This is a genomic window from Desulfobulbaceae bacterium (assembly GCA_015231515.1).
Lineage (GTDB): Bacteria > Desulfobacterota > Desulfobulbia > Desulfobulbales > VMSU01 > JADGBM01.
The window spans coordinates 16,578-37,828 of sequence record JADGBM010000013.1; the positions used below are offsets into that span (position 1 = coordinate 16,578).

20 protein-coding genes are annotated in these 21,251 nt (G+C 45.5%); 4 read left to right on the forward strand and 16 right to left on the reverse strand.

The annotated features are described in order from the left end of the window. Positions 1-81: 81 nt before the first annotated feature. The 14 genes from HQK80_03830 to HQK80_03895 form a co-directional block, all read right to left on the reverse strand. Complete coding sequence (locus HQK80_03830; GenBank protein MBF0221354.1) at positions 82-738, reverse strand: flagellar hook assembly protein FlgD; 657 nt, start codon at positions 736-738, stop codon at positions 82-84. 97 nt (positions 739-835) lie between these two features. Beyond that, the gene (locus HQK80_03835; protein MBF0221355.1) at positions 836-2,623 is read right to left on the reverse strand and encodes a flagellar hook-length control protein FliK; all 1,788 of its coding nucleotides are present in this window, start codon (positions 2,621-2,623) and stop codon (positions 836-838) included. Between the two features lie 388 nt (positions 2,624-3,011). Beyond that, entirely contained in the window at positions 3,012-3,518 is a 507-nt protein-coding gene (locus tag HQK80_03840; protein ID MBF0221356.1) for a hypothetical protein, read from the reverse strand. A gap of 2 nt (positions 3,519-3,520) precedes the next feature. Further along, on the reverse strand, positions 3,521-3,967 hold the full coding sequence (gene fliJ, locus HQK80_03845) for a flagellar export protein FliJ (protein MBF0221357.1): 447 nt from the start codon (positions 3,965-3,967) through the stop codon (positions 3,521-3,523). 44 nt (positions 3,968-4,011) lie between these two features. Next, positions 4,012-5,319 carry a FliI/YscN family ATPase gene (locus HQK80_03850; protein ID MBF0221358.1) on the reverse strand — a complete coding sequence of 436 codons (1,308 nt, stop codon included), beginning with the start codon at positions 5,317-5,319 and terminating at the stop codon, positions 4,012-4,014. Next, positions 5,316-6,131 carry a hypothetical protein gene (locus HQK80_03855; GenBank protein MBF0221359.1) on the reverse strand — a complete coding sequence of 272 codons (816 nt, stop codon included), beginning with the start codon at positions 6,129-6,131 and terminating at the stop codon, positions 5,316-5,318. Before HQK80_03855 ends, HQK80_03850 begins: the two co-directional genes overlap by 4 nt. Beyond that, positions 6,124-7,137 (reverse strand): flagellar motor switch protein FliG, encoded by a 1,014-nt coding sequence (gene fliG / locus HQK80_03860; protein ID MBF0221360.1) that lies wholly within the window; start codon positions 7,135-7,137, stop codon positions 6,124-6,126. Before fliG ends, HQK80_03855 begins: the two co-directional genes overlap by 8 nt. 74 nt (positions 7,138-7,211) lie before the next feature. Then, positions 7,212-8,810: a flagellar M-ring protein FliF gene (gene fliF / locus HQK80_03865; protein MBF0221361.1), complete on the reverse strand. Its 1,599-nt coding sequence runs from the start codon at positions 8,808-8,810 to the stop codon at positions 7,212-7,214. An 81-nt stretch (positions 8,811-8,891) separates the two neighbouring features. Next, positions 8,892-9,200 (reverse strand): flagellar hook-basal body complex protein FliE, encoded by a 309-nt coding sequence (gene fliE / locus HQK80_03870; GenBank protein MBF0221362.1) that lies wholly within the window; start codon positions 9,198-9,200, stop codon positions 8,892-8,894. Positions 9,201-9,275: 75 nt separating this feature from the next. Further along, positions 9,276-9,710 carry a flagellar basal body rod protein FlgC gene (gene flgC / locus HQK80_03875; protein ID MBF0221363.1) on the reverse strand — a complete coding sequence of 145 codons (435 nt, stop codon included), beginning with the start codon at positions 9,708-9,710 and terminating at the stop codon, positions 9,276-9,278. Between the two features lie 3 nt (positions 9,711-9,713). Then, entirely contained in the window at positions 9,714-10,103 is a 390-nt protein-coding gene (gene flgB, locus HQK80_03880) for a flagellar basal body rod protein FlgB (GenBank protein ID MBF0221364.1), read from the reverse strand. A 270-nt stretch (positions 10,104-10,373) separates the two neighbouring features. Then, positions 10,374-11,834 carry a sigma-54-dependent Fis family transcriptional regulator gene (locus tag HQK80_03885; GenBank protein ID MBF0221365.1) on the reverse strand — a complete coding sequence of 487 codons (1,461 nt, stop codon included), beginning with the start codon at positions 11,832-11,834 and terminating at the stop codon, positions 10,374-10,376. A 23-nt stretch (positions 11,835-11,857) separates the two neighbouring features. Then, positions 11,858-13,960, reverse strand: a complete 2,103-nt coding sequence (locus tag HQK80_03890) for a tetratricopeptide repeat protein (protein ID MBF0221366.1) — start codon at positions 13,958-13,960, stop codon at positions 11,858-11,860. 126 nt (positions 13,961-14,086) lie between these two features. Further along, complete coding sequence (locus HQK80_03895) at positions 14,087-15,097, reverse strand: sigma-54-dependent Fis family transcriptional regulator (GenBank protein MBF0221367.1); 1,011 nt, start codon at positions 15,095-15,097, stop codon at positions 14,087-14,089. Positions 15,098-15,387: 290 nt separating this feature from the next. On the opposite strand from HQK80_03895, the gene HQK80_03900 reads away from it, so the two are divergent. From HQK80_03900 to HQK80_03915, 4 genes are all read left to right on the forward strand, one after another. After that, a complete protein-coding gene (locus HQK80_03900; protein MBF0221368.1) occupies positions 15,388-16,092 on the forward strand; it encodes an ATP-binding cassette domain-containing protein in 705 nt (234 codons plus the stop codon). Positions 16,093-16,154: 62 nt separating this feature from the next. Next, entirely contained in the window at positions 16,155-16,973 is an 819-nt protein-coding gene (locus HQK80_03905) for an ABC transporter permease (GenBank protein MBF0221369.1), read from the forward strand. Positions 16,974-17,076: 103 nt separating this feature from the next. Further along, positions 17,077-18,204 carry a peptidoglycan DD-metalloendopeptidase family protein gene (locus tag HQK80_03910; protein ID MBF0221370.1) on the forward strand — a complete coding sequence of 376 codons (1,128 nt, stop codon included), beginning with the start codon at positions 17,077-17,079 and terminating at the stop codon, positions 18,202-18,204. A gap of 184 nt (positions 18,205-18,388) precedes the next feature. Next, positions 18,389-19,708: a S41 family peptidase gene (locus HQK80_03915; GenBank protein ID MBF0221371.1), complete on the forward strand. Its 1,320-nt coding sequence runs from the start codon at positions 18,389-18,391 to the stop codon at positions 19,706-19,708. Between the two features lie 15 nt (positions 19,709-19,723). Here the strand turns inward: HQK80_03915 and HQK80_03920 are convergent, their stop codons facing one another. Both HQK80_03920 and HQK80_03925 read right to left on the reverse strand, forming a co-directional pair. Next, the gene (locus tag HQK80_03920; GenBank protein ID MBF0221372.1) at positions 19,724-20,323 is read right to left on the reverse strand and encodes a PilZ domain-containing protein; all 600 of its coding nucleotides are present in this window, start codon (positions 20,321-20,323) and stop codon (positions 19,724-19,726) included. Positions 20,324-20,421: 98 nt separating this feature from the next. Further along, positions 20,422-21,171, reverse strand: a complete 750-nt coding sequence (locus tag HQK80_03925; protein ID MBF0221373.1) for an OmpA family protein — start codon at positions 21,169-21,171, stop codon at positions 20,422-20,424. Between the last annotated feature and the right edge of the window lie 80 nt (positions 21,172-21,251).

A 21,251-nucleotide genomic window follows, 5' to 3' on the forward strand; every position in this document is an offset into this window, starting at 1 on the left:
GTTTTCCCTATAAAATAAATTCACGTTAGTATCTGTTTTTAGTGCTTCAAGGATTTCGCTTAACAATAAGCAAAGTCCTCATTACTTAACTTTAATAATGTCTGAAACTCCGGCCTCGATGGAGTCATCCAAAATCATGCTGACGATGCCACCTTCAAAATTTATTCCCGTAACTTTCCCCGTCGTGCGGTAGTCAACATCAACAATCTCACCGGTTGATTTCATTGCCTTCACCTTGTACGTGTATGGACCGTCTTTTACCTGATTGCCGGCCAAATCAAGACCATCCCATTCAATTTCATAGGTCCCAGGGCCCTGACGACCTTGAGTATCCTGCCAAACGATATGATCCCCGACATCATAAATCTCAACTACTACGCTTTCGGCATTATCGATTAGAACAAACTCTGTCGGGTTAGCCTTTCCATCTACCACACCAATCGAATTACCGGAGATCTGTACTTCGCTATCAAGCAGAGTTAGGAGTTGCAAATTATTCTGTGAGGTCTGGTATTCGAGGAGTTTTTCCATATTCTCGCTCATCTGCATCGTTGCTTCCATGTTACTGAACTCTGCAAGCTGTGAGGCCATCTCGTAACTGTCCATGGGCTTCATAGGATCTTGATACTGCAACTGGGTTATGAACAGCGTCATAAAGTCACTCTTCTGAAGATCCTTTTGCCCTACAGCATCTTTAGGCTGCACTAAGGCTGACTGTGTAACACCTGTAATTGACATCTCATATCTCCCTAAGATTTAACCCCGATGAACGGGATAAGTGCCTTTCGCAGAGTATTTTCTTGTAAAAAAAAACAAGAAAATACTCTGTAAGGCACTAAACGAAAAGGCTGATTGTGCCGCCCTGGTTCATCTGGACGTACCGTTCTCCGACCGTGCCCATAGTCTCATTTGGCAGACCACCGTCTTTTTCATGTCCGGTTTGGGCCACCAATCTCTCCCAAGCCTCTTCAAATCGCTGCCTGGCATCATCGGAGTTATTCTGCTGATCAACAGACACAAAACAGTCTTGCAAAGAAAATCCCTGCCTATTGAGGTTATCTTTAAAATCCTGCATGGTACTTTCAAGCGCTTCCTTGACTCGGGAGTTCTGCATTACAAAGGAGACTGATATGTGACTCTCCCTGATCTGCATGTCGACCTTGACCTCGCCTAGCTCTTTTGGATACATCGTTAAGGTGAGTTGATGCAGATTATTGCGCAACCCCCGCATCACGCCTTGAGAAATCTGATCCATAGCAAACTGTTGCATTTCAGGAGCAAGCCTTACACGTGTCAGTGGTACACGCGGTTCAGTCAAGGTTGTCTGCTGCTCTGGAACCGGCTGCGCTTCCTGGGTGCCTAAATGCGAGATGAAGCTCTTCGATTGATTGCCGTCCGTATTCTGCAAACTGCTCGGCAAAAGTTCTTCTTCAACCGCCTGGTCAGATGAACTCGGCGTAAAATCCGACAGATTCATCTGCGACTTCTCTGCGCCCTCGATAACAACTTTTTTACCAGAGTTTAACCAATCACTGGCAAGCCCCTCTTCGATGGTTCGGGTCTCCGTGACTTTTTCAATTTTAACCTTAGCAAGATCAACCATCTTCTGGAGTTCCCGGTAGACAGTAGACATCGATTCCTGGACCACCGGTGTCCAACCAACATCCTTACCCTCAAAACCGGCCTGGGAAAGCATCCCCTTAAGCTCGTCAAGAAAGCCCGGCACGTTCGCTTTTGCTTTAGCGGTGTCTGCGTCTGCTATGGCCTGTTCCAAGAGATTTTTAAGTCTCTCAACAGACAACTGCACGTCTGCATCTGCAGTAGCCAGACCAAGTGCCTCTAAACTCTTTCTCAGCAGAGCATTAGCCTCTGGAAAAAGATCATGCAGGCTTTCTTCCGTCATACCGGCCTGAGAGAGCATGCTTTGTAACTGTTCAAGTTCCCAACTGGAGAGGGTTACCCCTTGCTTGTTCTCACCAGCCAGCTGTTCTACGCCCTTCAGATAAGCAATCAAATCCAATTCACTCAAGCCATTGACCGCCTTATCTGATAAAGCAGATACCTGTTCAGCAGATATTCCCATTTTTGCGAGCAGGGTCTCCAGGAATGCAACATTCGTTTCCGGTACGGTGACCTGGAGATCAGTATTCAACATTGAAAAGTGTTTTTCCAAGGCCGCAAAAAGATCAGTCAGTCCGAGGCTTCCCTGCTCTGCCATCTGTTTTTTCAAGAGAGCGAGTTCAGCATCATCCATACCGGCAAAGGCTGCTAATTTGTCCAGCATATCCGAACCTTCAAGGGTCCACTCACCGGCCTTGCTATTAGTATCATCAGCAAGCATTTTTTGAAGTTCAGCCATTAAACCCTGAAGATATGTTGCTTCTGTCTCTTCAGGTTGCACGGATTCGGCTTTCGCTGGTTCAGGTGCCCGTGTCGTTTTCTGGGGGGCAGTTTTTTCCTGGACCCCGAGCATAGCCCTTTTTTCTCTTTGCTCAGTGCGGATTTTCTTATCCATATAATTGGAGAATGAAGCTTCTCGATCCGGCTCTATCTGGCCCTTTTGCTCAGGTGCTTGTGCAGGCGACAGAGACTTTGATATGGGGGGCATCATTATGTTGGCCACTTCACGGTCCTCTCTTGCTTTTTGTTACGAGTCCATTATCTTTTAGTTACTCTGCGTCCATCGTATAGGAAGCACTGTTTCGCATTTCACAACGGCATATTCCATTTCTGCTGATCTCTTTAGCAATGGGTATGCCAACACGATTGGCAAACCTTTCCCTGCCAACAGTTTGCTCCGCCACAACACTGAAAACCCCTCTGAATCAAGGCCCTTCAAGCGCTACCCGAAGCACGACAAATGCTTGTCAAATTATTTCATTCGGTATTTTATTGACCATCACCGGCCATAAGCTGGAATAATGTTCCGTGATACAAAGGGAGAAAAAATCTTGAAAGAAAACCAATAGGAAAGAATTGCCACTTGCGTTATACGGAAAGGAAAGAGATCACTACTGAGAAACGTTTTGCTCCATCATGCCAAGACGTTTCGAGATAGTAACTGCTTGTTGGGGGGGGAACTTAGGAATAATCTTAATGACTTGCTCAAACTTCATTGCCCGCATTATCTTGACAATTTCGTCTTCTTCCATTTTTTCAAAAAGTGCCACTACTTTTGAAGCGCTCAAAGCGCTATAGATCTTTACCAACTTCTTGAACTCTTCAGATTGCATGGTTTTAAACTCATCCACATACCCTTCAACCTCTTTTTGTAAGGCAAGCAGTTTAACAAGTTTTTCATCCACTTCTTTTTGGACATCGGCTAAAACCTGCTCTTTTTCCTGTAACTCTTTTTCCTTTACAGCAAGCGCCTCTTCCCTATCTTTAAGGGCAATTGCTTTTTCAACATCGGCAGAAGTGATCCTGATCGGTTTCTGCTCTGCCGCACTGGCAACTCCGAGTACAATACAAAGAACAACTCCGCACAGACTCAGTATTTTCAGTATTTTTTTCGTCATAATTACACCAGTTCTGTTCTGCCAAAACGCATCACAGCCATTTCATCACTCTCTATCTGGGCCTTGCGCTGCAACTCTTTCGTATAGGCCAGAAAGTCTTTTTCTTTAAGCCGTTCAACAACCTTTCGTTCCCTTAGTTTTTGGGCCAACTCTTTACGAATATCGGTAACAGCAGCTTTTTGGGCCTCTATGGCATTTTCCTGAAAAGAGATCTGCCTGTTTCTGTTATGGATTGCTTCCACGTAAAAGCTAAACATTGCCACGCTCATAGCCTGCTTCTTTTTTTCTTCCAGTGTTTCAAAAAGACCTAAGCGCTGTGCTTTCAGGTCAACAAGGTGTTGTTTATGGTTCTCCAACACGAAAAGCTCATGGGCCAGCCTATTCTGGCACTGTTCTTCAATATTACGACGCACAGTAAGCAAGGTTTCGAGTTTATAGTGATAGGCCATTACATGGGGTCGCTGATTTTATTTTAGTCATACGTTAATCAACATCAGTGAATCAACGAGCTTAAACCGGCACCGCTATCGGCCAGAGAAACTTTTTCGTCAACATCCTGTTTCAAATACATATTGAGACCGTCAATCATCTTAATTGCATGATCAATTTTCGGATTACTACCAGAGGCATAGGCCCCGATATTAATCAAATCTTCAGAACGTTTATAGACCGCAAGGGTCTCTAAAAATCGATGTACCCGCATTACATGATCTTTTGGCATAACGTCACTCATGCAGCGGCTGATACTGTCAAGAATCTCAATAGCCGGATAATGACCACGACTGGCCAAATCACGACTCAAAACGATATGTCCATCAACTATTGACCTTACAGCGTCGGCAATGGGCTCATTCATATCATCCCCCTCAACAAGCACCGTATAAATGCCGGTGATGCTGCCCTTTCCCGAACAGGTTCCGGCCCGCTCAAGCAATTTAGGAAGTTGAGAGAAAACCGAAGGGGTATAGCCCCTTGAAGTAGGAGGCTCCCCGATGGCAAGACCTACTTCTCTGCTGGACATAGCAAAGCGGGTCACCGAGTCCATCATCATCACGACATCACGACCTAAGTCCCGGAAATATTCCGCTACAGAAGTCGCCATATAGGCTCCGCGCATTCGAACCAGGGGGGGCTGGTCTGAGGTTGCAACAATAACAACAGAACGGGCAAGTCCCTCCGGCCCCAGATCTCTTTCTATAAAATCTTTTAACTCACGCCCACGCTCGCCGATCAAGGCAATTACGCTGATATCTGCGGCTGTGTGCTTGGCAATCATGCCAAGCAAAGTACTCTTTCCAACCCCAGAGCCCGCCAGGATGCCAATTCGCTGCCCCTTTCCCAGGGTCAGCAAACCGTTAATCGCCCGAACGCCGACATCAACGGGTTCCAGTATTCTATCCCGGGACATTGGATTTAATGGTTCGGCATAGAGCGGATAAATACTCTCTGTCGGAATAGGCCCTTTACCATCAACCGGATTACCAAACCCGTCAATCACTCGTCCCAGCATTGCCTCGGAGACCGGAACCGAAGCCTGTCCAGCCACTTGCTTGATGGTGCTTCCAGGCTCTATGCCCCGCATCTCGCCCAGAGGCATTAACAGGACTTTTCCCTCACGAAAGCCAACCACTTCGGCAGGAACCGTGCTCCGGCCACGGAAAGTACCGATTTCGCACATACTGCCAACAGGAATTCCGGGGCCATTGCTCTCAACCACCATACCAATAACCTGACTGACACTGCCACGAATTGAAACAAGATCGAGACTCTCAACAGCCTTTAGGCAATTTTTAAATTTCATTGAGCATCAGCGGGCAGAGGTTCAGAATCACGAATAGCCTTCTCTGCAGATTCCGCATCACGAGCATCCCTATCGGCTAAAGCCTTAACAAAAATGACATCCAGGGCTTTATAGATTTTGTCCCGCCTGGTCTCAAGCGTAGCATCTATCTCACCAAAACCTGTTTCTAAAAAACAACCGCCCCTTGAAATTGCCGGGTCTTCAGTCAGCTCAACCTGTGAGACCCTGTCAAGCAGTTGCGGCCTCTCAAGCGTCGCCTGCTGAATCACTGTCAAATCATCCTTATGGAGATTGATCTTCACCTTCGAGTTCTGGACAACGTAAGACATTGCTGTCTTCAGACAGGTCTCAATAACTAAAGGGTTAACTGTCACTTCATGAAACAAAACCCTCTCCACCATGAGTTTAACTAATGACAGAATATCCAGCTCGTAGTGCTCATGAAGCCGCTCCCGGTCTTTGTTAAAATCAGCCACAAGTTTATCGAACTGCGCACTGGCCTCCTGCTGTTTTTTTTGTTCCACAGCAAGAGCCTCCGCTTTTCCAGCCTTAAATCCTTTGTCGTAAGCCTCTTTTTCGATCGTGGCAACTTGGGCCTTGGCCGTTTCCAACATCTCACGAGTCAGACGTTCAACTCGCTCCCGTTCTTCCTTCAAACGATCAACAGTCTCAATATATTCAGTGTCTGATGACTGCCACAATGAGTCCAAAGAGCGAAAACTATCATCGTTTGGATCTCCGGATCCGGGTTTAGTCCGAAAAATCTCACTTTTGCGCAGAACATTCCTGTCCAGTTTGTAAATCTTAGACAAACTCATCATCACCACCGCTGGTCAACTGAACTTTACCTTCCTGCTCCAGACGCTTAGCAATTTTAAGAATTGCCTGCTGGGCCGCTTCAACATCTTTAAGCCGAGTTGGCCCCATAATTTCCATATCTTCTCTGAGCATTTCAACCGCACGCTGAGACATGTTCTTGAATATCTTTTCTTGAATCCCTTCAGAACCAGTTTTAAGGGCAAGTTTAAGGTCGTCAGTACTTACCTCTTTCAAGATAGCCATAACGCCACGATCATCAACATCAATAAGATCTTCAAAGACAAACATGAGCCGCCTGATTTCGTCGGCAAGTTCCTCTCGCTGTTCTTCAATTCCTTCAAGAATAGAGGCTTCAAGAGCACGATCTGCATTATTTAATATTTCAGCAACTGCCTCAACACCACCTAAGCGCTGACCCTCCATACCCTCAACTGAGAGTAGTTCTTCCTGAAGCACCCGGTCAATATCAACAAGAATCTCAGGACTGACCTTGTCCAACTCGCTCATCCGCATGATAACTTCTATGCGCTGATCTTCCTTAAGTTCTCCAAGTATGTGTGCTGCCTGCGTGTGTTCAAGGACTGCCAGAAGCAAAGCGATGGTTTGCGGGTGTTCGTTTCTCAGGAAGTTCACCAGAACAGGTGGTTCAAGCTTGCGTGCTTTTTGAAAAAGGGTAAGCCGCCAATCAGATCGAATATCATCAAGAATTTCAGTGGCCTTGTCAGACATCAGTGCCTTCTTCAAGGCCGACTCAAGCATATCATCACCGGAAAGGAAGATATCATCCCCGCCGGCATCTCCCCTAAACTCCTTCAGAAGACCAGCAATATCCTCTTTATCAACATGGTCGATTTTGGCCATCTGTCGACCAACAATCTTAATGTCATCCTCTTCAAGACGCTGAAATACCTGTGCCGCGAAATCATCGCCCAAGGTCAGCAGAAAGATAGCTGCCTTTTCCGGACCGGTAAGATCTGATTCCTGCTCTTTCTTTGCCATAATATGTGTTTACCCTTAATGACTATTCAGCCAGATATTTAAGACTACCAAAAACAATCAGACTACAACGAACATTACCTCTTATCTTCTCTAAGCCATCGTTTAACAAGATCTGCTGCACGATCCGGATCACTTTGGGCGAGTTTATATATCCTCTCTTTATCTGACATCCCTAATGGCTTGAGGGCCAACTCTTCTTCCGACAGATGAGTTTCCTCTGCATCAACTTTCGCTAGCATGGCTCTTCTTTGTTCCTCAAGCTGTTTGCTGGAGAGTAGTCGAAAAAAGGGCCTGACAACAAAGAATATAAAACACACAGAAATTAAGAGGTAGATAATTGGTTGCGCCATTCTATCTAACACCTCCTGATATTTTGCCATAACATCTTCTTGGGGTTCAGAGGCAATTGACGCCGCAAAACTCAAACCAACAACTTCAAGCTTATCACCTCGCTCGCTGTCAAAACCAACCGCATTTTGGGCCATGGAGGCAAAACTTTTCAACTCTTCGTCTGACCGTGCTCTATATTTTATTTGAGCATTGCCATCTTTGTCAACTTCCTTATCATAGGTACCATCGACCATCACGGCAACAGATAAACGTTTTATCGCCCCAGACCGGGTCTTGACATGTTTGATCGTCTTGCTTATCTCATAGTTCCTGGTCACATTATTACGGGTATTAGAATTTCCGCCAGCTGCCCCATCCTGCCCTTCGTTGAAGGTCGCCAGATTCCCTTTAACCCCTGGGATACCGGACGGCTCCTGACCGGCTTCCAGGTTTTCTTCATTAAGCAACTGCTCACTGCGAACAACCTGGGCCTCCGGATCAAATAACTCTTCAGTTGTATCAACCTGGTCAGTATCAAGTTCTACCGACACTCGGGCTATCGCCTTGCCAACACCGACGATCTCTTCAAACATCGTTTCCAGCTTATTACGCATATCACGCTCAATATTAAGCTGGTGCTCAAGTTGCGTTGCCGACAACATTGAGGGATCATCTCCTCGTTTTCGAAACAACAACCTTCCGGCCGTATCAACAACAGTAATATTTTCTTCCGTTAACCCTGGCACAGCACTGCCGACCAGGTTAACAATGGCCTGAACCTGCTTTTGAGATAATTGATTACTGCCCCGCATTTTCAGACTGACAGAGGCTGAGGGTGGACGCTGATCCTCAATAAAAACCGAATCTTTAGGCTTAGCAATGTGCACTCGTGCTTCCTGAATCTGCTGAAACTGCCGTATGGTTCTGGCAAGTTCTCCCTGCAAAGCACGCTGGTAATTTAATTTCTGGACAAAATCAGTAGTTCCCAGGCTGTTACGGTCAAAAATCTCAAAGCCAACACCACCGCCACGCGGTAACCCTTCCCCGGCAAGACTTAGCCTGGTGTCCAGCACCTTATCCGCCGGCACCTTGATTGCAGAACCATTCATGTCAAGCTGGTAGGGAATGCGCAACTCTTTTAGTTTAGCAACAACTTCAGAGGCATCATCTTCACTTAACGATGAGTACATAACAGCATAACTGGTCGAACTCTCTTTGGTACTGAGCATGATAATCCCAGTCAGGACAACAGCAAAAACTAACCCGCCAACCATCTTTTGAATGGGCGTCAAATCTTTGACAACAGAAAGAACCTGATCTACCATTTCCTTTGCACTGGCCATTACTTTTCCTCTTTAGGTATCGGATAGCTGATCTCTGCTTTAGCAGATAGGTATGGATACAAAGTTTCCATCGCCAGAAACCTATAACTGAATACGCATAACTTCTTTATAGGCATCAAGCACTTTTGCCTGAACCTTACTTAACATCTTAAAGGAAATACTCGATTTCTCCATGGCTATCATCGTTTCATGAATATTCGAGTGCTGCCCTGCTACCAGACCCGTGCTCATTGCGGCCGACTCTTTCATCGTACCGTCCACCGACTCGATAGACCGCTTGAGCAGATCCCCGAAACCAGTTGGGTCAGATTTTGCGGTTTGCTGAACTCCGCCAACAGGCGAACCAGCGCTGATGCCTCCAGTTACAGGCTTTAATCCTATAGTGTTCATGATGAATCCTCTTCTGAAATTATCGATCTACAAAGATCATTCGTTAACTGTTCAATTATCGCCTTCACAAACACCTTATCTGCTGATATCCAATGCCCGGAGTGCCATTGTTTTTATGGAATCAAGCGCTGCAACATTTGCTTCAAAGTCACGCCTGGCACTCATCAAATCAACCATCTGTTCAACGACATTGACATTCGGCATTTTAACAATGCCATTAGCATCCGCATCAGGGTGAGAGGGGTCGTAAATTTCCTTGAAAGGTGTTTTGTCCTCGACGACTTTAACCACCTCAACCTTACGAAGTTTGTCGGATACTGAGTTGTAGGTTTCCTGAAAACTGCCCTCAAGGCGTTTGGCTCCAAAAATTACCGATTTGGCTTTATATGGCCCACCCTCAATTGTTCGGGTGGTATTGGCATTCGCCAGATTCATTGAGGCAATATTCGCCCTGGTACGCTCGGCCTTTAAAGCGCTACCGCTGATTTTCATAGCTGTTAAAAAATCCATTTACTATTTCCCTCCTTCGTCAATTGCAGCACGCAACCCTTCGAACTTTTTAGCCAACATTTTTGCCGTGACTTGGTACATAAGCTGATTTTCTGAAATCTTCTGCATCTCCTCATCCAGATCAACAGGCCTTTTATCGGATTTATACTCCATACTTTGTGACAACTCGACAGGATCAAGCTGAATATGTTTTGCATTCGTTCTGGCAAGCTTTCCCTGCCCACGCAGAGCATTTGCCATAACCGATTCAAAAGAGAAGTCCTGACTGCTATAGCCCGGAGTCTCAATATTAGCGATGTTCGATTGAATCAGCCCTTGTTTCTCTAATCTGGCGTTAAGCGCGATCTGGCCAGAACTGATAACTCCACCGAACATCTTACTTTCAAATGGCATGTGATTACTCCCGTGTTTAAATGAATCGCCAATTGCCCTTTCCCCCACGGTTTTCACAAACCAAACCGCAAGAACTGACACTACCACAGATCATGCAATAAGAATGCCGGAAAAATTTTCTTAGGTAAAAAGAAGAAAAAGAGAGAGTATATGGCCGGAAGTCAGCAGAATTTGGCTATGCAAATAGCTGAAAAATAAGGAAAGGGGCTGCGCCGCAAAAAGATAATTTTCCTTTAATTACAGCAAGATAAATATCGATCACAGAACCAGCTAGACAGAAAAACCTTTGGTTCGGTACTCATTGAGTTTATTGCGCAAGGTCCTGACACTTATGCCCAGCATTTTTGCTGCATGTGTTCGATTATTGTCAGTTTTATGGAGAGCCTGCATAATCATTTGACGCTCGACTTCCCGCAAAGGTATCATCTCCCCTGACTGAATTGAGACCTGCGCCACCGAGCCATCTGAGGATGCTTCCGGCTGAGAAGCAGGCAAAACCGGGCTCTCCACCGGCTCCATATATTCCGCAGCACCTTCATCCCACAAATCCCAAGGTTCAAGTGTTGGTCCCTGACTCAAGAGAACTGCCCGTTCAATCATATTTTCCATCTCCCTAACGTTACCAGGCCAGGCGTAGCAGAGAAATTTTTCCAAAGATCGTTCGGACAAACTCTTAACATCCTTTTTGTATCTTTCCGAATAGCGCTTGATAAAAAAATCCGTCAAAAGTGGGATATCAACTTTCCGCTCACAAAGGGAAGGCAGATTGAGAGGAATTACATTCAACCGGTAAAACAAATCCTGGCGAAACTCGCCTTTTTCAACCGCCTCAAGCAAATTACGGTTGGTAGTTGCCAGCACGTGAACATCAAATTTTACCGGAGCCTTCCCGCCCAAACGATCAACTTCCTCCTCCTGAAGAACCCGTAACAGCTTGGCCTGCAGGTGCAGAGGAACCTCGCCAATTTCATCAAGCAGAAGCGTCCCGCCATCGGCATATTCGAATTTCCCTTTTTTGGCTACCACCGCTCCGGTAAAAGCACCTTTTTCATGACCAAAAAGCTCACTCTCCAATAAACCGTCAGGAAGAGCGGCACAGTTTAAAGCAATAAAGGGCCCACCGGAGCGTTCGCTCTCGGTGTGGAGGTAACGGGCCAGAACCTCCTTGCCGGTGCCAGACTCCCCCAAGATGAGAACTGTGGCCTTACTCGAGGCCACCGCCTTAGCTTTTTCAACGACCTTCAACCACCCCGGGTCTTTACCGACAATCGGCTTGGACGTGCTCTGACTTCGGGATTTTTGGGAGATATCGTGACCGGAAAAAACCGAATCAGCATTTTGACCGTCACCGACTAGAACAGAGTCGAGCCGCACCTTCTCAATAGTTCGCTTGACCGTTTCCTGAATAACCTCAACAGGAAAGGGCTTGAGGATATAATCAGAAGCGCCTTTTTTCATCGCTTCAATCGCTGTATCCACAGTGGCAAAGGCCGTAACAACAATTACAGGCAGGCCAGGACTAGCCATCTTGATTTTCTGCATAAACTCGAGGCCATTCATTTCAGGCATCCGAATATCGGTGACCACCAAAGCAAATGATTCTTTTTGCAGAAGTTCAAGCCCCATGACACCATTCTCGGCCACAGCAACCTCATAGCCAATCTTGCTTAACCCTTCAAACAGGGCAATGCGCTGGGTTTGATCATCGTCGACTACCAGTATGCGATTCATATTTTCTGACATATATTTAAGAGTTATTGCCCGCTGACCTTTTTCATTTCAACCAGATCGTTATCGATCTCACTCTGACTCAAGCGCTCCATAGCCATTTTCTGCCAGAAAGCACTTTCCCCATCCTTGGCCTTGATGTAGTGATCAAGACCCTGTCGGGTTTCATTCAGGGCCATATAACAGTCGCCTAGGTACAAATGCATCGCCTGAGACGAATTGCTGTTTTGGGGATACTCCTGCTGCAGACCTGCACTGTAAACTCCGACAGCACCCTGGTAATTATCTTTCAGACGCATGGCGTTGCCAATTTTCAAAAACCAATCCTGGGCCACAGTAGCCTCAAGCCCCTTTTCACGCATTTTCAAAAGTGAATCATGTGCCGCCACCTCTTGATTTAAAAGCAGAAAAAGACGCAAAGCATCGTCAGCGTACTCCGCAATCTTTTCCTTGAATGTTGGTTGCTCAGCGGCCTGGACATAAAAGCCGAGGGCTGTTTCGTTGTCATCTAAAGCTTCACTGAGTTTGCCGCTGTATGAATATATTTCACCAACCCGATCAGTTCCCTCATAAACTGTACGCAGATGCTTGAGGAGAAGGTCTGCAGAGGCATAATCGTTTAAGGCCAGATATACTCGGGCCCGCCGATAATATAAATCTATCTTTTCCTCATCGGTTAAAGGCCACTTCTGGGCCCGGTAATAGACAATCGCAGCTTTATCAAAGAGGTTCAAGGCCTCAAGTGCCTGACCGATCTTGTATAAGATAGTGCCATCGGGGTAATCTTGCACGTGGCGATATTCGACAAAGTATAAATCATAAATATCCTGATACCGCTTATTTTTCAGAAGCGCCTCGGCAAGGTACAATAAGACCGTACCAACTCTTTCAAAATCTTGAATTTTATCAGTTTCAGGATCCGTATTACGCAAAAAATCACGGCCGGTTGAGTAGGCCTTGTCCAAATCGCCTCTTGCTTTATACCGATTAAACAACCCAAAACGGGCATCCTGAGAAAGCGGACTATCGAAGTATCGCTCCAGAACATTCAAGTAAGGAATATCTCCCTTGCTATCGGTGAGATCATTAGGTTTCTCCCATTTTGAAAGTTTGATCTCAGGATCATCTTGAATCTGGGCCAATCGCAGCGTACTGAAGAACACCTCTTTTTCCTTTTTCTGCCCCTCTTCAATAACTTGCCGGTATATCTTTTGTGCTGAAGCAAAATCCTTCTCCAGCAGATATGATTCCCCAAGTCCAAAGAGTACCTCAACCCGGTATAAAGAAAACCCATCAAGACTCAGGTAATGATACAACTGCTTTCTACCACGATCAGTTTTGCCGTAGTGAATATTTGCCAGACCGGCCTTACGCAAAATCTGAGGATCTTGGAGGTAATAGTTGGGGTAATTAATCACCACCATTTGAAAAAAATCCTTAGCCTGCCGGTACTCCTTTTTCATGTAATGCAAGTCACCCATACCAATGAAGCCGATCTGTTGTACATTTTTATCGCTATCATTCATAAGCACCTGAAAAAGTTCTTCTGCCTCTTTTGCCCGCCCAACCTTAACCAGGGCCTCTCCTAGCCACTGCTTAGACTCTATGGTCAAAGGCGAAAGGGGGAATTTATTCAAGAAAAGCTTGAAATAACTGACGGCTTCGCGATACAAGCGCATAAAATAATAGGTCTTTCCTAACTCCAGATAGGCTTGCGCGGCGTTGTTTCCAGTGGGGTAGTGGTTGATATAAAGCCTGAACAGATTACGAACGGGATCCCAGTCGGCACCCTTTGTTTTCAGGGCAAACTTTTCGCGAATAAGGGCTGTATTCCAAAGAGATTCTGCTGCATTCACATCATCAGGAAAGCGTTTGAAAACTGTATAAAAATATTGGGCAGCATTTTCCTGATCATCATCCTGGAGATAGGTATTGGCCTTCTCCCAAAGTTCCAGCGCCGTCGGCCCCAGAGGTTCAGTCTCAACTTGACCATCAGCCGCTTCTATATGGTTCTGTTCATCAGTGGGGTCGGCAGCTTGCACCATGCCGACGCATAATACCAAAAGAAACAGGCTTACTACAATAGTTCCTGGAATCGAGTGTATGGTTGGAAATAAAAAAAGTTTCACAGATGCAGGTTTAGGTTCCGGGGTTAAAGTTTGTTTTGCGACTGTACCAACAATCGAATGCCAAACAGTCGAACTACGAAAATTCGAACAGTACTGCGGGCACCACCTGAATAGTTACCTGAAAAATTACTGCACCAGTTCAACGGTAGGCTTAACCAGATTATGACGTTTCATTTTTTCAATCAACGTTGTTCTGTTTATGTTCAACAACATTGCCGCCTGATTCTTTACCCAGTCAGTCTGGTTGAGGGCTTGAACAATCAGTTTTTTCTCATAATCGGCAACAACGTTACTTAAGATAAACCCACTGGCAGGTAACTCATTTACTGGGCCTTCACTATCCCCTTTCGACATAAATATCTTTTCAGGTAAATCATCGGCCATAATTTCCTGGCCGGCAGCAAGAATAACCATTCTTTCGACAATATTCTCCAGTTCACGAACATTCCCCGGCCAAGGATACCGGATCATACAGCTCAATGCCTCCTGGCTTATGCCGGTAATCTTTCGTTTTTTGGTTCGATTATTTTTCTGGATAAAATATTCAATCAGAATTGGGATGTCCGACTGCCTCTCCCTCAGGGTGGGTGCTTTAACCGGGATCACATTAAGTCTGTAAAAGAGATCCTCACGAAATCTGCCAGTCTTCACCTCTTCCTCAAGATCTCTGTTCGTGGCCGCAACAACCCTGAAGTCGGATAATATAGGCTGCGTTCCGCCGACTCGCTCAAACTGGCGCTCTTGAAGTACGCGCAAGAGCTTTACCTGGAGCATCGGGCTCATCTCAGATATCTCGTCTAAGAAGACCGTTCCGCCATGGGCAAGTTCAAATCGTCCCTGACGAGTTCGTATGGCGTGAGTAAATGCCCCTTTCTCGTGGCCAAACAACTCGCTTTCGAGTAATTCGGCGGGTATGGCTCCACAATTTATCGGAATAAACGGTTTGTCAGCTCGAGGCCCCTCAAGATGAATTGCCCGCGAAATTAGCTCCTTTCCAGTGCCGGACTCACCAGAGACAAGCACAGTTGTGTCTGTGTCTGCCACTTTGCTGATAAGTGAAAAAAGGTCTTTCATCTTCGCACAGCTGCCGATGATACCAGCATAACTGCAGGAACCGCTTATATCGGTAATTGTCATTCTATCCTCTTGTTTTGACCAGAAAAATCATACACGGAAATTTCGCCAAACTTTACGACCTTTTCCTGACAATATCCATAAAAAAAGTGTCATTTTTTATGAGATTGGGATAATATTTGTAGAATTATCATTATGTTGCCGTATTTTAACCTTTCTTCATTCTTTTCACGAAAATGCCGAAGAGATGAAAAACGATACCTGTGAACTATGTAAGCCCTTTTTCTCCCGGCTGTGATTTCTATCCACTAAACCCTGAATCAGACATGAATGACATTTCTTCAAAGCTGCCAATTGTCGAGCTCATAAAAATTAACAAGGTCTACCCCCCCGACATCGTTGCCCTTCTCGACATCTCATGCACCGTCCGCAGAGGTGAAATGCTCTTTCTGACAGGTATGAGCGGGGCCGGCAAGACATCGCTTTTAAAACTTATCTGTGCCATCGAACACCCGACAAAAGGGGTTATTGAGGTGGACGGCCAAGATCTTTCCAAGATTTCAGCCAGCCGCCTGCAACGAGTTCGACAACGTATTGGTATCGCCTATCAAGACTTCAAACTGCTTCCCAAGCATACGGTTTTTCAAAATATCGCCATGCCCATGGAAGTTACCTATAAGTCAAAAAAAATCATCAACGACAGAATAGATTTTCTTCTTGACGCCCTGAACCTGACATCCAAAAAAGAGTTTCGCACTGAGATCCTTTCCCGAGGCGAGCAGCAACGGGTCAGCATTGCACGAGCCGCCGCCAACTACCCACCACTTCTTCTGGCAGATGAGCCAACAGGCAATTTAGACCCGATGCACACCAAACTCGTTATTAACCTTTTCGAACAGTTAAACCAGGCTGGCACAGCCTTGATCATTGCCACTCACGATGAGTCGATCTACAAAGATTCGACACATCAAATCCTAGACCTGGATCATGGAAAAATGAATTTTCTCGGAACTATCGATCAAAAACCTGACGCAGGATATACAGGAGACAGACTTTGAACGCCTTGGCAATTCTCACCCAAACAGGTAGAAATTTAAAACAGACCTGGGGTGCACAGCTTATGACATTATTAACTGTCAGCCTCTCTGTTTTAATTTTTTCGTTTTTCTTTCTGGTTTTTATAAACCTACAAAAAGCCGGCGTTCAATTGAGCAAGCATATTCGGCTTATAGTTTACCTCGAAAATGAGATACCTGTGGCGTTACGTCCACAGATCGAAAAACGGATCAGAAGTTTCAGCGATGTTGAGAAAGTTGTATTCATCTCCCGCCAAGATGCCTTTAATCATCTGAGCAAACAACTTGGCTCAGAGAGCAACATGCTTCAGGACATGACCCCTGACTTTCTGCCTCCATCCATTGAGGTCTACCCCGCTAAAAACCTGGAAACGCTCTCTCGAATCGACCAATTCTCAGACTTCCTGGCAACCCTGCCAGAGGCTCAAAAAGTAGAGTATGGCCGTGAATGGATAGAGCGCCTGGCACTATTTACCCAGCTCATCAGGCTCATTGTTTTTCTAAGCGGCGGCCTCCTGGTGCTTACTGCAACATTTATGGTTTCGAGCACCATTCGGCTCACGGTTATCACCAGGCATGCCGAGCTTGAGATTCTTAGACTGCTGGGCGCCACAAAATCATACATCCAGGCCCCGCTGGTTCTTGAGGGGATTTTGCAGGGGATCTTTGGCGCAGGATTTGGCTTAATTTGCCTCTATGCACTTTATGCCTGGATCAAAACCAAATTCAGTGGCCCTGCACTCCTCAGTATCTTCAACTTCACCTTTATGCCCCAATATATGGTTGCCGCAATTCTCCTGATCAGCATCATCCTCTGCACCTTCGGCAGTATCGTTTCGATCCGTAAATTTTTACGAATATGACCTCATTATGTCCTTTAACCGTGCTTTCAGTCGAACTCTGCAAAATTTAGTCATCACGACCTTATTTTTCTTCATATCAACAGGAAGCCTGCCGGTTTTTTGTTTGGCAAATCAACCACCCCCATCGACTATTGACCGCATTCGGCAACAGATATCCAGTCAGAAAGAGAAAATTCAATCTTCCCAGAAGCATGAGCTTAACATTCACAAAGAACTACAGAGGATGGACAACGAGCTTAAGGTTGGACAGGAAAAACTGCTCTTTTTGCAAGAACAACTTCTTAGTCAGGAGGAGCGCATTCAGCAAAAAGAGTTAGAAATCAATGCCTTGCAAGCGGAAAAAGAGACTATTGCCGAACATGTAAGCAAAAGGCTTCGTTCATTTTACCAGATGGATGAAATCAGTATTATCAACACCTTATTTTCCGCGTCTACCCTGCCCCAACTGCTCAATTTAAATCACTATTTCCAAGCCATGTTTCAGTATGACAAACAGGTCCTTCATAACTACAGCTCTAAAATCACCCTGCTTTCCAGCGCCCAGGCTGAAATTATCAAAGAAAAAGAAAATCTTTTAGAGGTGATTCTGGAAACAAAAAAGCAGGAAGAGTTATTAATTTCTGCTCGACAGGAAAGGGCAGACCTTCTTGCCCGGGTACAAACCGAAGAGCAACTTTACCGACGTGCGCTTGCTGAAATTCAGGTTGCGGCCGATGAACTGGCCGAAAAAATTGACAGCCTACAGGTCAAAGTTATCCGCAGCAAAAAACGCAAAATTACCAAGCTGAAATCCACTAAAAAGACACTCCCCCGTGAGAACACCGAGTTCATCTCTATGCAGGGCAGATTAGCGCCCCCAGTTCAGGGTAAGATAATTAAATATTTCGGGGCTTCGATTGACCGGTTCAACACCGAAGTAATCTCTACAGGTATCAATATCGAGGTGGCTCAAAAAACTGAAGTTCAAGCCATTTATTCTGGATTCGTCGCTTTTGCAGGTACGATGACAGGCTACGGCAACATGGTCATTATTGATCATGGCCTTCAATATCACAGCCTCGTTTCGGGCCTTGACTCGATCCTGATCACAAAAGGCGAGCAGGTCGAAACCGGTCAAACAATCGGACTGATGGGCGACGGCACGACGCTTTTGTCAAACGGATTGCATTTTGAGATCAGACATGAATCTCAACCAGTTGACCCTCTCCCCTGGTTGATTGACAGCCCCTGATAGTGCTTCAGACAATTATGGAGAGTTTTTTTAAAGCGTTTTACATATTGTCCTTGAAATCGATAGGTGGTAAACAGATGCAACAGAACAACTACTACTCGTCCTTTAGTCTTTTGTAGTGTAATAATCGTCTCTAGCAGCCCAACAACAATTTCAAGCCTCATATTTACCCTCGAGAGCAATCATGCAAGCAAACGCTTTAAAAAATATATCCATACTGACTATTCTCACCATCACTCTTCTTTTCCAACCGACCAGCGCCTTCACCAAAGACCAGAACACATACAAGAACCTAGAAACCTTTGCAAATGTCCTGAGTCTTCTCGAGAAGAACTACGTTGAAGAGATCGACTCCGAAAACGTTATCAATGGCGCCATTAAAGGCATGCTTTCCGCCCTTGACCCCCACTCATCTTACTTAAAGCCCGAGAGCTTCAAAGACCTGCAGATCGAAACAAAAGGCAGTTTTTCGGGTATCGGTATTGAAATTACCATGAAAAATGATGTTCTTATTGTTGTTTCGCCAATCGAAGGAACACCCGCCTATGAAAAGGGCATTAAGGCTGGTGATAAAATCATCAAAATCGGCAAAGAGTTCACCAAGGAGATGACCCTGATGGAGGCGGTCACTCTGTTACGCGGTAAAAAAGGGTCTGAAGTCACTATCTCGATCCACAGAAAGGGCTGGGACGACTTACAGGAATTCACAATTACCCGTGACGTTATCCCACTGCACAGTGTCAAGGCATCACTTCTCGAACCGGGTTACGGGTATGTGCGCATAACTAATTTTCAGGCTAAAACTACTCGAGATACCAGGGAGGCCATCAACAGACTGTCCGCCCAAAAACAGCTAGCCGGCCTTGTGCTTGACTTGAGAAACAATCCCGGGGGGCTGCTCGAACAATCCGTTAACATCTCAGATCTTTTTCTTAATGAAGGAATGATTGTGTACACTAAAGGAAGACTTAAAAACCAGAACACCGAATATTTTGCCCACTCGGGCGGCTCCAAGTTTGACTTTCCATTAATAGTTCTGGTGAACGAGGGCAGTGCCAGTGCCTCTGAAATTGTTGCCGGTGCATTACAAGACCACAAACGGGCCTTAATCCTTGGCGTTCAAACCTTTGGGAAAGGTTCTGTCCAGACGGTTTTCCCTTTAAATGATGGGGCGGGACTTAGACTGACCACGGCCAGATATTACACCCCAAACGGCACATCAATACAGGCCAAAGGGATAACCCCCGACTTGATTGTGCCGCTACAGCCACCAAGTGAGGATAAGGAACTATCGGCATCCGTACTGCGCGAAAAAGACCTCAAGCATCATATTAAAAACGGTAACGAACTCGGAGAGAAACAACAGAAAACAGATGAAGAGTCAGAACTAAATAGTAGTGGTGATGTGGAAGAACAGCTCAGCAGGGACAATCAACTTAGTACCGCTTTGATGTTATTGAAAGGACTTAACGTCTTCGGTAAAAAAACGATCCAAGACAATTAATAGACAATACACAAACTATTCCGTTTCTTCTTTTTGAATGCGGCGCTGCTTCAACGCCAAGCTCTGCTGCTTGAAGTTATAATGAACAAGCTCTTCACGATCCGCATCCATAATTAACTTCAAATTTACGGAAACACGGTATCTCTGATCAGGCTTAACTTGATCACCCCGACACGCAACACACTCCACAACAGTTCCAAAACAGCAGATAAATACATGTTCCGGCTGTAAAAGAAGATAGATTTCTACAATATCATTTTTGCTAAACTCCTTATCGCTCCAAAATGCTAAACCGTTGGCACCAATGCTGACCCGTTGAAGAACAAGAGTATCTACAAGGCTCGGCTCGTTATCAACTTTTTTTAAGAGCAGATTGAGTTTACCGTCGATATGCTGCAAAAATGCTGCTAAATCCTCATCCTTATCCCTTAACCTGGCCAAAGAAGATTGCGCCCCGATGTAGACCTGAACGTCGGCAAGCTCTTCTCTGTTATAAAGTGAAATACCCTCATTAAAATCAGCCAAAACCTTCTCGAATTTTTCGGTTGAAACACGGCTACACGCAAATGGAATTTTGCCGGTTACACGAACCGCCTGTCGATTATCTATTGTCATAATTAGTGCCCTACCCCGGAAACTCTTCTATAAAAAAAAATCGATTCGCACTCTTGAAATCACCACTTCAGTAACTCAAACCGTTATTGCAGCGGATACTATTCAGCGAGAAGCTCTTTGAGCCCCTTAAAAGTAAGGGCGGTTTGAGGAAGTTCTAATTTAAATTCCACGCGCCTATTTTTTGCCCTGCCTTCAGAGGTATCATTCCCTGCTAGAGGTTGGCCATCTGCACTTCCCGTTGCGGTCATCCTAAAGTTAGAAATTTTAAATTTATCCTCCCAATATTCGACAACAGCAACACTTCGTGCGGCCGAGAGACCCCAGTTAGAACTAAACAACCCACCTTTTCGTAAGGGCACGTTATCCGTGTGCCCATAGACAGTGACTTTGGCTTCAATTTCTGAAATAACCTTTCCGATTGCGTCTAGAATTGGGAAAAATTGTTTCCGAATGGTTGCCTTACCAAAATCAAAAGCCAAGGAGTCCTTCATCCTCAACAAGACCGCTCCTTCACCAGCCGCCTCAACCTCTATCAAACCACTGGCCATCTCTTCTGAAACTTCTTCCTCAAGCCGTTTGATTATCTTTACGGCAATTGGAATAGAGGGCAGTTCCTGGGAAATAATCTTATCAGAACTCGGACTATCAACAACCTTCACGGTCTTCTGCACACCGAAGGCATTCTTCATCGAACCTTTCACCATCTTGTATTTCTGAGCGTCCATGACCGAAAAGGAGAGGAGCAAAACAAAAAAACAAAGCAACAGCGACATCAGATCCGCAAAAGTACACATCCATGCAGGCGATCCGGCCTTGCATTTTACTTTGGGGCAATCATCATCTGCCATACATACACCATTTGAGGCTCAGCGCAGTCATATACCCGATTTTATCGCGTTTATAGGTACCAGAGCTTACGAGGAGTTGT